The sequence below is a fragment of the Cupriavidus sp. BIC8F genome (assembly GCF_032465815.1).
GTDB classification, from domain to species: domain Bacteria; phylum Pseudomonadota; class Gammaproteobacteria; order Burkholderiales; family Burkholderiaceae; genus Cupriavidus; species Cupriavidus necator.
In genome coordinates this window covers 2,124,456-2,137,141 of the sequence record NZ_CP136094.1, presented here as the reverse complement: position 1 = coordinate 2,137,141, position 12,686 = coordinate 2,124,456, and the positions used below count along the sequence as shown (strand labels likewise).

Here is a 12,686-nt window from a genome sequence, read left to right as displayed (position 1 = left end):
TCCGCCGCGCCACCAGCAGAACCGGAGAACGACCATGAACAAGACATTGAAGCTTTCGCGCGGCGCATCCGTCCTGGTGCTGGGCAGCCTGGCCTGCCTGGGCCTGTCGGCCTGCATGACCTCGACGCCGGTGTGGGACGGCCAGCGCGGCGTGGCGCTGGCCACCGTCACGCAGATGCAGATCATCAACCCGGACGCGCCTGCGGGGCTGCCCACCGTCACCGGTACGGATGGCAAGACGGCGGTGGCGGCAATGAGGAATCTTGATCGTTCGCTGATCCGGGCCCAGCCGGGCGCCGGTGCACCGAGCGGCTTCAGCGTCGACTTCGGCGCCAGTGGCTACGGTGGTGTGGGCATGGGCGGCGGCGGCGCGCGCTGAGACAGCCGAGGGTGACGCCAGCACGTCCAACCCAGGCAAGCGGAAGAGAATTTGTGAGGACACCATGCTGAAGATCCTGATCGCATCCGAAGATGCCGAGCGGCTGGCCGAGATCAACCGGCTCAGCGCCGTGGTTGGCAACTTCCAGGCCATGACACTGCAGGAGGGCCTGGCGCGTCTCCCGTTCCATGCCAGCCGGCTGCGCATGGCCGACCTGCTCATCCTGGAACTGCCTGCCATCAATGCCCCGCAGATGCAGGCCATCGAGAGCCTGCGCCAGCAGCACCCTGAACTGCCCTGCATCCTGATCACGCAGGCGCCCAGTTCCGAGGTGCTGATCAAGGCCATGCGTGCCGGCATCCGCGATGTGCTGTCCTGGCCGCTGGACAAGGGGCAACTGGCCGAGGCGCTCAAGCGCGTGGAATCCGGCCACGTGCCGCGTGCGCAAGAGACCGGACAGGTGATTTCGGTGATCTCGTGCAAGGGCGGCGCGGGCACCAGCTTCGTGGCGGCCAACCTGGGCGATGCGCTGGCCCGGCACCTTGACAAGCGCGTGCTGGTGGTGGACCTGAACCGGCACTTCGGCGACCTGACCTATATCGTCAGCGACAAGACCCCGCCCTCTACGCTGCCCGATATCTGCAGCCAGATCGACCGTATGGATGCGGCCTTTTTGGAAGCCTGCCTGGTGCATGTGGACAACGGCTTCGACGTGCTGGCGGGTGCGGCCGATCCCATCAAGGCCAGCCAGATCCAGAAGGACAAGCTGGAGTGGATCCTGTCGGTGGTGCAGCCGGCCTATGACTTCGTGATCTTCGACCTGGGCCAGAGCATCGACCCCTTGTCGATCGGCATGCTGGACCACAGCGACCGCATCTGCGTGGTGGCCGAACCAGCCATCTCTTTCGGGCGGCCGGGCCGTCGGCTGCTCGATATCCTGCGTGCGCTGCACTACCCCACCGACAAAATCCGCCTGGTGCTGAACCGCACCGGCCGCAAGAACGAGATGCCGCGCGCAACGATGGAGGAGATCTTCGGCATGAAGGTCGCCTTTACCCTGCCCGACGACCCCGCCGCCGTGGATGAGGCCGTCAGCCACGGCGAGCCAGTCGCCAAGCTGAGTCGGCGCAGCGCCATGGCGCGCGCGCTGCAGGCCATGGCCACGCAGTTGTGCACCACGCCGGAATCCGAGCGGCGCAATCGCGCCGAAGCAGTATCACCGCTACGCAGGCTGATGCTGCGCGCGCGGAGCACCTGAATACCCTGACGACGGCCAGCCAGGGCGGCGGCCAACCGAAGCCGATAACGAGGAGTTCATCATGTCCATTCGCGAACAGCTGGCCAATACCGGGCCCGCCTTCACTGCTAACGGCCACGCCGCAATCCAGTTTGCGAGCTCGGCAGCCTCCGTGTCGGGCGGCTACCACCAGCTTAAGCGCGACGTGCACGAGACCGTGCTGGACCGCGTGGAGCTGGAGCGGCTGGCGCGCTATCCGCAGGAGCAGGTGCGGCAGGAGATCGCCGCGCTGGTCAACCTGATCGTCGACGAACAGAAGGTGCTGCTCAACGACAACGAGCGGCGCCAGCTGACGGTGGAAATCTATGACGAGATGTTCGGCTTCGGCCCGCTCGAGCCCCTGCTGCAGGACCCCACCGTGTCGGACATCCTGGTCAACACCGCACGCCAGACCTATGTGGAGCGGCGCGGCAAGCTGGAACTGACCGACGTGGTGTTCTACGACGACGCACACCTGATGAAGGTGATCGAGAAGATCGTGTCGCGCGTGGGGCGCCGCATCGACGAGACCAGCCCGATGGTCGACGCACGCCTGCCGGACGGCTCGCGCGTCAATGCCATCATCCCGCCCTCTGCCATCGACGGGCCGCTGCTGTCGATCCGCCGCTTTTCCGTGAATCCGCTGCAGGTGTCCGACCTGGTGAACCTGCGCAGCCTGACGCCGCCGATGGCGCAGCTGTTGCAGGCGCTCTCGCAGGCCAAGGTCAACGTGCTGGTGTCGGGCGGCACCGGCAGCGGCAAGACCACGCTGCTGAACATCTTGTCGGGCTTTATTCCGGAAGACGAGCGCGTGGTCACCATCGAGGATGCGGCCGAACTGCAGCTGCGCCAGCCCCATGTGCTGCGGCTGGAAACGCGCCCGCCCAATATCGAAGGCAAGGGCGAGATCACCCAGCGCGCCCTGGTGCGCAACGCGCTGCGCATGCGCCCCGACCGCATCATCCTGGGCGAAGTGCGCGGCGGCGAGGCGCTGGACATGCTCAACGCGATGAACACCGGCCACGAGGGCTCGCTCACCACCATCCACGCCAACACCCCGCGCGATGCGCTAACGCGCCTGGAGAACATGGTCAGCATGGCCGGCCTGACCATGCCGGCCAAGGCCATGCGCCAGCAGATCGCCTCGGCCATCACGGTGATCGTGCAGGCGGCGCGCATGACCGACGGCCGGCGCAAGATCGTCAGCATCCAGGAGATCACCGGCATGGAGGGCGACATCATCAACATGCAGGAGATCTTCACCTTCCAGCGCACGGGCGTGGACAAGGATGGCACGGTCCGCGGCAATTTCCGGGCGACCGGTGTGTATCCCAAGTTTGCCGAGCGGCTGCGCGTGTTCGGCGTGGGGCTGCCGGACGAGACCTATAACCCGGCCAAACGCTTCGAAGTCTGATCCGCCGACCGATACAACGACAAACAATCCGGGGAGCTACACATGAGCACAATCTTCTACACCTTCGGCATCCTGCTGTTCGTTGCCGTGGTGCTCTGTGTCGAGGGCATCTACCTGTGGTGGAATAACGCCCACGGGCCTGCGGCCAAGCGTATCGAAGCACGGCTGCGGGCCCTGTCGGCAGGAGGGCACGTCAGTGCCGAGCAGTTGTCGATCCTGAAGAAGCGCTTGCTTGCCGGCTCTCCGCGCATGCAGCAATGGCTGATGAGCGTACCCCGCATCGGCGCACTGGACCGCTGGCTGGAGCAATCCGGCAGCACCTGGTCGGTAGCGCAGTTGCTCGGCTACTGTGCAATGGTGGCGCTGTGCGCGGTGGCACTGATCCCGCTGTTGCCAGTGCCTGTGCCGCTGGTACTGGCCTGCGCGGCGTTGGCAGCTTTGCTGCCAGTGCTTCATGTGATGCGCCTGCGCGGAAAGCGGCTCAAGCTGATGGAAGCGCAGCTCCCCGATGCCGTCGACATGATCAGCCGCGCATTGCGCGCCGGGCACTCGTTCAGCGGGGCGCTCGGCATGGTCGGGCAGGAAATGAAGGCCCCGATCGGGCCGGAGTTCCGCACAACCTTCGAAGAGATCAACTACGGTGTGGCGCTGGACGAAGCCATGACCAACCTGGCCATCCGCGTGCCGGTCGGCGACCTGCGCTACTTCGTCATCGCGGTGCTGATCCAGCGTGAAAGCGGCGGCAATCTGGCGGAGATCCTCGACACGATCGGCAGAATGGTGCGTGAACGCCTGAAGCTGTTCGACAAGATCCGCGTGCTGTCGGCGGAAGGCAAGATGTCTGCATGGGTGCTGGGCCTGCTGCCCTTCTGCACTGCCGGAATGATCATGGTAGTCAATCCAGGGTTCATGAAGGTGTTGTGGGAAGACCCGATCGGGTTGCAGCTGGTCGGTAGCGCGCTTGTGTCGATGACTTTCGGCGTACTTTGGATGCGCAAGATCATCCGAATCCGAGTATGAGCCGCCAAGGCGCTGGCCAGATCACGCAGTGCTCTAAGAAGCAGGGCTTGGACAGCCATCCTGACGGGAGTCCATCATGCAAGGCATCATCCAGGGGTTTCAGGCAGACCAGTTTGTCGTGCTCGCGCTGATCTTTGTGGCGGCGTTCGGCACGGTGTTCGGTGTGCTCTATGTGTTCTCGCCCAACCGCATGCGCGGGCGGGCCGAACAGATTGCCGGCCAGGGCGGCCAAGCTGGGGGGGAGCCGGACCGGCAGCACGCCTGGCTCGATAAGCTGGTGCAATGGGCACAGCCTGTCTCGCGCCTGTCGCTGCCCAAGCAAGGCTGGGAGCATTCACAGCTGCGCGTGCGTTTCATGAACGCCGGCTGGCGTAACGCCAGCGCCGCATCGTTGTACTTTGCGGCCAAGACCGTCCTGGCCGTCGCTCTGCCGATGATCGGACTGCTGGCAGCAAGCGGTCAGCCGGAGCTGCAGGACCAGCAGGTCATGCTCTTGTTGCTGGCGGTGCTGGGCGCAATCGGCTACTACCTGCCGAGCATCGTGCTGGCGCGAAAGGTGGCGCAACGCCAACGCACGGTGTTTGAAGAGTTTCCCGATATGATCGACCTGCTGACGGTCTGCGTAGAGGCCGGCCTCGGGCTGGATGCCGCGCTGATGCGCGTGGCCGACGAACTCGCGCTTCGCTGCCCGGTTCTGGCCGATGAAGTCCAGCTGATGCTGCTGGAGTTGCGCTCGGGCTTCTCGAAGGAAAAAGCGCTGTCGAATCTGTCTCTGCGCACCGGTGTGGAAGACGTGGACAAGTTTGCCTCCATGCTGATCCAGGCGGATCGCTTCGGCACGAGTCTGGGTGAGTCCCTGCGCGTGCTGTCCGACATGCTGCGCACCAAGCGCCGCATGCGCGCCGAGGAACAGGCTGCCAAGATTGCGCTGAAGCTGCTGTTCCCGCTGATCTTCACCATCTTCCCGTCGCTGCTCCTGGTACTCCTGGGGCCCGCATTTATCCAGATCTATCGCGTCCTGCTGCCGACGATGACCGGACAGGGCGGCTAATACTCCCGGGAAACCGCGAACGTTTCCCCCGGCTGTCTCCCGGTGCAATGCCGGCAAGACAGTCACTTGCCCGGACCGGTTCCGGGCTTTTTTGCTTCCGGATCTCCTCCCGGATATCCTGGGACTTGACCAGACCGGCGGTCTTCTTAAGAATGCAGGCAGTCCCCCATGCCGCCGCCGCAGCCGATGCAGCGAGCGCCAATCGCCTCCGGAGTCCCCATGAAGCTACGCATCCTGAGCGACCTCCACATCGAACACAACATGCCGCAGGCCGTGTCGGCCTGCGATGCCGACATCGTGGTGCTGGCTGGCGATATCGCCAATGGACGCGATGGCATCGACTGGGCCGCGCGCATCTTCAGCCAGCCGGTGGTCTACGTGCCGGGCAATCACGAATACTACGAGAGTAATTTCGACGCCGTGGACCGGTTGATGACCAATGCCGCCGCGGCGTATCCGGGGATGCATCTGCTCAACGGCTCGGTGGCTGAATTCGCCGGCGTGCGCGGGCGCGTGCGCATCATCGGCACCACCTGGTGGACGGACTACGCGCTCTTCGGCACCGACCGGCGCGAGGATGCGATGCAGGCTTGCGCGGCAGTGATGCTGGATCACCGGCTGATCGAAATGGGGGTCGACGATGGCCGGCTGCGCCATTTCACGCCGCAGGATGCGCTGGCGCGCCACCTGGCTGCGTCGGACTGGCTGGGGGCGCAACTGGCACAGCCTTACGATGGCAAGACCGTGGTGGTCACGCACCACGGCCCTGACCTCGGCAGCCTCGACCCGCGCTACTCGCACGACCTAGTCTCCGGAGGCTTCCTGTCACGCCGGCCGGACCTGGTGGCGCAGACCGACCTGTGGATCCACGGGCACACCCACACCAGCTTCGACTACTGCATCGACGATTCGCGCGTGGTCTGCAACCCGCGCGGCTATGTCAGCCGCCGCACTGGCGAGCCGGAGAATCCGCGCTTTGACTGGGGCTGCGTCATCGACATCTGATGCCTGCGCAGGCATCTGGAGACCAGAACGCAAGAAGTTCCAGCCGACCTGCGCCGGCAGGGGCCTCCCCTCCTTGGCCCGAGGTCTAGCTGTCGCAGACTGCGCTACTCCCTGCATCCTGCCCCATGATTTCTCGCGGAAGGTAAGTCAGGAATCCGGGCACTGCCAGGCTGGAAAAACCGACCCAGGATGCCGGAGATGCCGGGGAAACGGTCAATCCCGTCACGCTGACAGCGACTCCCGTGCAGGACGCGCTGTCGCAACTGGCACTGAGTCCGTTTGCGTCGTACCAGCTGACGGAGACATTGGCAGATTTAAGGCTTGGCAGAATTTCCTGCATGCGGTTGAGCACTGACGGCGATCCCCGGCCGCAAACCACGGCTTGTCGTGCTCCCCACCGGGTTGCTTCTGCGACAGCATTCCAGGTGTATAGCACCCGGCCGAACTCCAGTATGCCAAGCAGCACCGAAAAGAAGAGCACTGCCACGATGGCGAATTCAACCGCTGTCGTACCTCTCTGATGCCTATTCATAAGCTTGCCTCATCGTAGCGGAGATATCGCTGAAAGGAATGGAGGTAAGGGAAGTGCTGCCACCGGTATAGAACCGCGTAAATCCGAGCAGATCCAGGATAGGCGTGAAGGTATAGCCGGTCACCCGGACCGTTACCGTGTTGATTGCCGGGTTGCTGCCCTGGCCCATGTTGGCGATGCATGCCGGATCCGCCGCATCGCAGATGACCACCATGCTGGTATTGAGGCCAGGCACCAGGGCCGGCTGGGTGTCGATGGCAACTGGCGTGCCGTAGACGACCAGCTGCTTGGCCATGTCGTGCGCGGTCGCGCTGCCCGCCGCCTGCGTACTCAGGTAGCGTGCCGCATCACGAACCGATTTTGCCAGCGTGTTGTATGTGTAGATGGCCCGGCCGAACTCAGTGAGTCCGAAGCAGATCGCCAGCAGCAAGGCGAACGTGATGGCGAACTCGACGAGCGCTACACCTTTTTGTCGCTTCTTCATCGATTTCCCCTACTCAACAAGGGCCGGGATCATGGGACCAAAGTTCCCGCCGGCGAGTCCATTCGTCGTGCAGGGACTACTGATCGTTGCGGCATTGCCCAGATATTCGAACTGAACCGAAGCGGTAGGTCCGCTGATCGGTTGAAGCATGAGCATGCAGGCAAAGTCGATGACTTTCGAGGCGGTCGAGACGACCGGCACGATCACAAGGCGGCGGCTCATCCCCAGTTTTGCGTGATCGCCAGTGCCGCCCGGTACGGCCAGATTTTGGTAGCCGCCCTTCATGTTCAGACTGGTGATCGTGTCGCCAACCCCGACATCTGTACTCGTGTCCGCGTAGCTCGCGTATGTGAGCCGCTTGGCCTTGAAATTGGTCGCCGTAGGGTCGGTACCACCCGACGAACCGGAATATGCCTGCTTGCCGTTCGGCCAGTTCGTGCTCGTATAGGCGTAACCCGTAAGGTCCGGCCGCATGACTGTCTTGTCGCTGTTGTTCTTGTAGATGCCAAAGCGGCTGTTCCACTGGTCGTCAACGGCGACCTTGGCCCCAGGGGTTCCAACCGTATCGTTGACCTTGGAGTTGCAGTACCCGACGGCCATTTCTTGTTTTGTTTCGTTGGCGTTTTTTGATCCATCAAGGTTGTACCAGCCCATTTCCCCAGGGGATGCTGTCTTCGTACCGTCGTAAAGCACAGTCACCCATTCGCCAGTTGCGAACCCATAGTCAGGCGCACTGCCCCCCGTCTTGGGAAGCAAGCCAACCGGAATCGGGCAAGTGCTCTGAGCATGAGTGCGCGTCGCAACACCGACTGCAGAAACAGCCGTGCTGGTTGGGCCTCCGACCATCTGAATCAGGTAGGCCGCAATCCCCGAGGTAGCATGCTGGCATCTTGCGTAGCGCGCATTTGCCACAGGCGCGAAGGTCGCACTGTAGGCACCGGTTAGCGTATCGCTGAAGGTTACGTCTGTATCGACGATGCCCGCAGAGCTATTCTGGTATTTGACCTTGTTGGCGTTCCCGGCGGTCATTCCAGCGCTCGTAGCCCTTGTCAGGGCATCCGCCGTCCCATCGAGTTCCTGCGCTGCCGCCAGCGCGCAGCTATCGACAGCGGACTGTAGCTCCGTCTTCGCGACAAACATCGCGCCCAGGTCGATGACCAGTCCGGCCATGCCTAACAACACGGCCAGGGTCAGGCCCACAATCGGAAGAATGACCCCTTTTGCCTTCTTTTTGCCATACGTGGACATATGCATCGCCTTGGATGGGAGACATGAGCACCCAGCTTGGATCCGCTGTCATAGCCGGACTCCACGGCTGCCAGCGACACATGGGCGACCAGCTGACTACGCCGGGAACATCCCGATAGCTCGCTTCGTACAAGCATTCTTGGTCATGCCAACGGCAATTGGTATCGGCCCTATGGCGGAATCAGTAGGTAGGGTCACAGCCTGGAGAGAGTTCGCTGGACGACTCACCGGGATACTGGAACCCCGATCAATAGGGTCCCGCTTCCAGCTCACAGCTCACCCAAATCGGCATACTTCGCTCCAATGGTGCGATCAAGATCACTTACCGGGCTCAGAAATTACTTGCTGTGGCTACTCAGCTCTGCAAGCAAGTGAAAAGAGGCCTCCTGTAGCAACGACGTGTGTTACAGAATTGACTCATACCTCGGCTCACGAGTTGAGCATCACGCGGGGTGGGCTTGCCGATCCACGGCCACACCCACACCAGCTTCGACTACTGCATCGACGATTCGCGCGTGGTCTGCAACCCGCGCGGCTATGTCAGCCGCCGCACCGGCGAGTTGGAGAACCAGCGCTTCGACTGGTGCTGCGTGGTTGAGGTCTGACGCGCTGCGCGGCCAGCCACAGGTTCGGCAAGCACGATGTCGTTACAATTTTATTGCGCGGTGGCCGTCTCCTGCGACGAGAGCGCGACCATGCCGATGGTCGGCCTGGCGCTGCGTCAGTTGTAGTCGAAATTGACCGTTGCCACGCTGCTTACCGTGCCGGGCCCTACCGTGTCGAGCCGGTAGTACCGCACGCCCAATGGAATGCCCATGGCCGTTGCCGTGCCGACATTTCCCATGGCGACGTTGGCATTCAGTGGCAGCGGCGTGCCATTGGCGCCGCCATTCAGCAGTTGCAGGCCGACGCCCTGCGCCGATCCGTTGTTTTGCAGCACGCTGCTCACCGTCTCGGTGGTACCGCCGACAGTCAGCGTGACGACCGACTGGGTGACGCAATTCTCGAGATTGAGCATGAAGCCCGTTGCACCGGCTGTCGCGCCGACCGAAGGCAGGGCCGAGTTTCCGATCTTGGGCAGCGTGATGACCTGATTCGCCGTGCCCGCGCTCAGGGTGCAGCTTGGGGCGATGAACTGGAAGGTCACGGGCGAAGTGATTTCGTCACCAAACTGGGCCGTAGCCGGCCCAGGCCCCGAAGCTCCGGTCCCGCTGTCCTGGTAGCCGAAGCGCATCAGGCTATTGCTGAACGTGCCGCTCGTCAGCGCGTTGCTGGTTCGCACCAGGTCCAACCGGAACAGGAATGTATGCGACGAGGTTCCCAACGGCATCGTGCAAGCGAGCCCGCCGAGGCCGCTCCCATGCAATTCACGCCAAAGTTGTCGCCACCGTTGGTGCCATAGCTGGTTGGGGCAATCACATTGCCATTGGGCAGATACATGCGACAGCCCAACCCCGGCATGGCGGTGGCAAAGGTCTGCTGCGAGATTGAGGTGGTCACCAGCGGCGACTGTGGCGTGTAGTTCAAGGCCCAGCCACTGGTAGCAGGACTCACGAGTCCGGTGTTGTCGCAAGTCACCGTCAGGGTGATGGTAGCGCTGGAAATCACCTGGCCGATACCGGTGGTCTTGCTGATGCTTACCGTGGACGGCGAGAAAGGCGATGTCGAGGTGGTTCCGGAACAGGCAGCATATGCCCGCGTGTGTGCCAGGCACATGAACACCATGCAGACAAGGATCAAGGGGGCGCGCCAGGCTTGCCTTGTGCGCGATCCGGCATGAAAAAGGCGGCGTCGTAACGATGTGATGGTTCGAGGTTCCATGGCAGCCATGCGGGGAATGTGAATTGAAGCGGGGCTTGCCGACGACCTCTTGCCACCGTCAACACAGAATGTAGCCAGCGCTGCCAGCGCCTCGAATAGGCCAAGCCTTAGATCAGGCTGAGAATCTTCTTGCCACACGTGCGTTGCATGAAGCTCCGGCAATTGGGATTGGCGTCGGATTGGCGTGGATGGCACGCAGCGGTATGGTCCGGCCGTGGCCGGCCGGGTCGCATGGCAGACGGATGAGGAGCAGGCATCCCTCTCTCGAAACGCAAAAACCCCCGCGGGCGCGAGCCCGCGGGGGTTTTTCAAGACAGCCTGCCCGTAAGGGCAGTCAGTCGGCAATGATTTACATCATGCCTTCCATGCCGCCCATGCCGCCCATGCCGCCCGGCATTGCCGGAGCCGACTCTTCCTTCGGCGATTCGGCAACTGCGCAGTCCGTGGTCAGCATCAGCGAAGCCACCGAAGCGGCGTTCTGCAGTGCGGTGCGGGTGACCTTGGTCGGGTCCAGCACGCCCATTTCCACCAGGTCGCCGTACTCGCCCGAAGCCGCGTTGTAGCCGTAGTTGCCCTTGCCTTCGATAACCTTGGCAACGACCACCGAAGCTTCTTCACCGGCGTTCAGCACGATCTGGCGCAGCGGCTCTTCCATGGCACGCAGCACGATCTTGATACCGGCGTTCTGGTCGGCGTTTTCGCCGGTCAGTGCCGAGATCGCAGCGCGGGCACGCAGCAGGGCCACACCGCCGCCGGGGACGATGCCTTCTTCCACCGCAGCGCGGGTGGCGTGCAAGGCGTCTTCAACGCGGGCCTTCTTTTCCTTCATTTCAACTTCGGTGGCAGCGCCAACCTTGATCACGGCAACACCGCCGGCCAGCTTGGCCACGCGCTCTTGCAGCTTCTCACGGTCGTAGTCCGAGGTCGCTTCTTCGATCTGGGCGCGGATCTGCTTCACGCGGCCTTCGATCGCACCTGCGTCGCCGGCGCCATCGATGATGATGGTGTTTTCCTTGCCGATCTCGATGCGCTTGGCCTGGCCCAGGTCGTTCAGGCCAGCCTTTTCCAGCGTCAGGCCGATTTCTTCAGCGATGACGGTGCCGCCGGTCAGGATGGCGATGTCTTCCAGCATGGCCTTGCGGCGGTCGCCGAAGCCCGGGGCCTTGACGGCGGCGGTCTTCAGGATGCCACGGATGTTGTTCACCACCAGGGTCGCCAGGGCTTCGCCCTCGACGTCTTCAGCGATGATCAGCAGCGGGCGGCCAGCCTTGGCCACTTGCTCCAGCACCGGCAGCAGGTCGCGGATGTTCGAGACCTTCTTGTCGAACAGCAGCACGAACGGGTTGTCCAGCTGGACAACCTGCTTTTCCGGGTTGTTGATGAAGTACGGCGACAGGTAGCCGCGGTCGAACTGCATGCCTTCCACGACTTCCAGCTCGTCGGCCAGCGACTTGCCGTCTTCAACCGTGATCACGCCTTCCTTGCCGACCTTGTCCATGGCTTCGGCAATGCGCTCACCGATCGAGGTGTCGCTGTTGGCCGAGATCGCGCCAACCTGGGCGATTTCCTTGCTGGTGGTGGTGGGCTTGCTGACCTTCTTCAGCTCTTCCACGGCGGCGGCGACAGCCTTGTCGATGCCGCGCTTCAGGTCCATCGGGTTCATGCCGGCGGCGACGAACTTCATGCCTTCGCGCACGATCGACTGGGCCAGCACGGTAGCGGTGGTGGTACCGTCACCGGCGTTGTCGCTGGTTTTGGAAGCCACTTCCTTGACCATCTGGGCACCCATGTTCTGCAGCTTGTCCTTCAGCTCGATTTCCTTGGCCACGGACACGCCGTCCTTGGTCACGGTCGGGCCGCCGAAGCTGCGCTCCAGCACCACATTGCGGCCCTTCGGGCCCAGGGTCACCTTGACTGCGTTGGCGAGGATGTTCACGCCTTCGACCATCTTGGCACGTGCGGCGTCGCCGAACACTACGTCTTTAGCTGCCATTCTTGAATCTCCTGAAATCTGTACGGGTGGCGGTCAGTCGGTGAATTACTTGTTCACCACGGCCATGATGTCTTCTTCGCGCATGACCAGCAGTTCCTGGCCTTCCACCTTCACTGCCTGGCCGGCGTACTTGCCGAACAGCACGCGGTCGCCGACCTTGACGTCGAGGGCGATGTTGTTGCCCTTGTCATCCTTCTTGCCAGGACCGATTGCCAGTACTTCGCCTTGATCGGGCTTCTCGGCAGCGTTGTCGGGAATCACGATACCGGACGCGGTCTTGGTTTCGTTGTCCAGACGCTTCACGATCACGCGGTCGTGCAAAGGACGCAGATTCATACGGACTCCTAGATGCAAAGTGAGTTTTTAATCACAAATCGGCCGGCTACCGAGGCGACGGCCGTCTGAAATGTTCAGGTGCCGCAAGGGGCGCTTTCATGCTGTTAGCACTCACCCCCGGCGAGTG

At 62.7% G+C, this 12,686-nt stretch carries 13 protein-coding genes and 1 pseudogene; 8 read left to right on the top strand and 6 right to left on the bottom strand.

Annotation, left to right across the window (positions count from 1 at the left end; all coding sequences use genetic code 11):
• Positions 1–34: 34 nt before the first annotated feature.
• From RS901_RS09995 to RS901_RS09970, 6 genes are all read left to right on the top strand, one after another.
• Positions 35–379, top strand: coding sequence for a hypothetical protein (locus RS901_RS09995; protein ID WP_316153325.1), 345 nt, complete (start codon positions 35–37; stop codon positions 377–379).
• A gap of 64 nt (positions 380–443) precedes the next feature.
• On the top strand, positions 444–1,637 hold the full coding sequence (locus tag RS901_RS09990; RefSeq protein WP_316153323.1) for an AAA family ATPase: 1,194 nt from the start codon (positions 444–446) through the stop codon (positions 1,635–1,637).
• Between the two features lie 61 nt (positions 1,638–1,698).
• The gene (locus RS901_RS09985; protein WP_316153321.1) at positions 1,699–3,069 is read left to right on the top strand and encodes a CpaF family protein; all 1,371 of its coding nucleotides are present in this window, start codon (positions 1,699–1,701) and stop codon (positions 3,067–3,069) included.
• Between the two features lie 42 nt (positions 3,070–3,111).
• The gene (locus RS901_RS09980) at positions 3,112–4,089 is read left to right on the top strand and encodes a type II secretion system F family protein (protein WP_316153319.1); all 978 of its coding nucleotides are present in this window, start codon (positions 3,112–3,114) and stop codon (positions 4,087–4,089) included.
• A 76-nt stretch (positions 4,090–4,165) separates the two neighbouring features.
• Positions 4,166–5,140 (top strand): type II secretion system F family protein, encoded by a 975-nt coding sequence (locus RS901_RS09975; RefSeq protein ID WP_316153316.1) that lies wholly within the window; start codon positions 4,166–4,168, stop codon positions 5,138–5,140.
• A gap of 219 nt (positions 5,141–5,359) precedes the next feature.
• Entirely contained in the window at positions 5,360–6,145 is a 786-nt protein-coding gene (locus RS901_RS09970) for a metallophosphoesterase (protein ID WP_316153314.1), read from the top strand.
• A gap of 85 nt (positions 6,146–6,230) precedes the next feature.
• Here RS901_RS09970 and RS901_RS09965 read toward each other — a convergent pair whose 3' ends face one another.
• From RS901_RS09965 to RS901_RS09955, 3 genes are read right to left on the bottom strand one after another with little or no spacing between them, the layout of a single operon-like run.
• On the bottom strand, positions 6,231–6,677 hold the full coding sequence (locus RS901_RS09965; RefSeq protein ID WP_316153312.1) for a pilus assembly protein: 447 nt from the start codon (positions 6,675–6,677) through the stop codon (positions 6,231–6,233).
• The gene (locus tag RS901_RS09960) at positions 6,670–7,161 is read right to left on the bottom strand and encodes a TadE/TadG family type IV pilus assembly protein (RefSeq protein ID WP_316153311.1); all 492 of its coding nucleotides are present in this window, start codon (positions 7,159–7,161) and stop codon (positions 6,670–6,672) included. Before RS901_RS09960 ends, RS901_RS09965 begins: the two co-directional genes overlap by 8 nt.
• 9 nt (positions 7,162–7,170) lie before the next feature.
• Positions 7,171–8,409 carry a pilus assembly protein TadG-related protein gene (locus RS901_RS09955; RefSeq protein ID WP_316153309.1) on the bottom strand — a complete coding sequence of 413 codons (1,239 nt, stop codon included), beginning with the start codon at positions 8,407–8,409 and terminating at the stop codon, positions 7,171–7,173.
• 464 nt (positions 8,410–8,873) lie between these two features.
• On the opposite strand from RS901_RS09955, the pseudogene RS901_RS09950 reads away from it, so the two are divergent.
• Positions 8,874–9,014 (top strand): annotated as a pseudogene (locus tag RS901_RS09950) (metallophosphoesterase); the annotation flags it as partial.
• 116 nt (positions 9,015–9,130) lie between these two features.
• On the opposite strand, the gene RS901_RS09945 reads toward RS901_RS09950, so the two are convergent.
• Complete coding sequence (locus RS901_RS09945; protein ID WP_316153307.1) at positions 9,131–9,691, bottom strand: fimbrial protein; 561 nt, start codon at positions 9,689–9,691, stop codon at positions 9,131–9,133.
• Between the two features lie 282 nt (positions 9,692–9,973).
• Here RS901_RS09945 and RS901_RS09940 point away from each other — a divergent pair, with 282 nt between their 5' ends.
• Complete coding sequence (locus RS901_RS09940; RefSeq protein ID WP_316153306.1) at positions 9,974–10,189, top strand: hypothetical protein; 216 nt, start codon at positions 9,974–9,976, stop codon at positions 10,187–10,189.
• Between the two features lie 390 nt (positions 10,190–10,579).
• On the opposite strand, the gene groL is transcribed toward RS901_RS09940, so the two are convergent.
• Both groL and groES read right to left on the bottom strand, forming a co-directional pair.
• A complete protein-coding gene (gene groL, locus RS901_RS09935) occupies positions 10,580–12,223 on the bottom strand; it encodes a chaperonin GroEL (protein WP_013955756.1) in 1,644 nt (547 codons plus the stop codon).
• A gap of 45 nt (positions 12,224–12,268) precedes the next feature.
• A complete protein-coding gene (gene groES / locus RS901_RS09930; protein WP_010813047.1) occupies positions 12,269–12,559 on the bottom strand; it encodes a co-chaperone GroES in 291 nt (96 codons plus the stop codon).
• Between the last annotated feature and the right edge of the window lie 127 nt (positions 12,560–12,686).

Excerpts from the sequence above, each read along its gene's own strand:
- RS901_RS09955 (WP_316153309.1), bottom strand. The coding sequence starts at position 8,409 with ATGTCCACGTATGGCAAAAAGAAGGCAAAAGGGGTCATTCTTCCGATT.
- RS901_RS09990 (WP_316153323.1), top strand. The coding sequence starts at position 444 with ATGCTGAAGATCCTGATCGCATCCGAAGATGCCGAGCGGCTGGCCGAG.
- RS901_RS09965 (WP_316153312.1), bottom strand. The coding sequence starts at position 6,677 with ATGAATAGGCATCAGAGAGGTACGACAGCGGTTGAATTCGCCATCGTG.
- RS901_RS09970 (WP_316153314.1), top strand. The coding sequence starts at position 5,360 with ATGAAGCTACGCATCCTGAGCGACCTCCACATCGAACACAACATGCCG.
- RS901_RS09985 (WP_316153321.1), top strand. The coding sequence starts at position 1,699 with ATGTCCATTCGCGAACAGCTGGCCAATACCGGGCCCGCCTTCACTGCT.
- RS901_RS09960 (WP_316153311.1), bottom strand. The coding sequence starts at position 7,161 with ATGAAGAAGCGACAAAAAGGTGTAGCGCTCGTCGAGTTCGCCATCACG.
- groL (WP_013955756.1), bottom strand. The coding sequence starts at position 12,223 with ATGGCAGCTAAAGACGTAGTGTTCGGCGACGCCGCACGTGCCAAGATG.
- groES (WP_010813047.1), bottom strand. The coding sequence starts at position 12,559 with ATGAATCTGCGTCCTTTGCACGACCGCGTGATCGTGAAGCGTCTGGAC.
- RS901_RS09975 (WP_316153316.1), top strand. The coding sequence starts at position 4,166 with ATGCAAGGCATCATCCAGGGGTTTCAGGCAGACCAGTTTGTCGTGCTC.
- RS901_RS09995 (WP_316153325.1), top strand. The coding sequence starts at position 35 with ATGAACAAGACATTGAAGCTTTCGCGCGGCGCATCCGTCCTGGTGCTG.
- RS901_RS09980 (WP_316153319.1), top strand. The coding sequence starts at position 3,112 with ATGAGCACAATCTTCTACACCTTCGGCATCCTGCTGTTCGTTGCCGTG.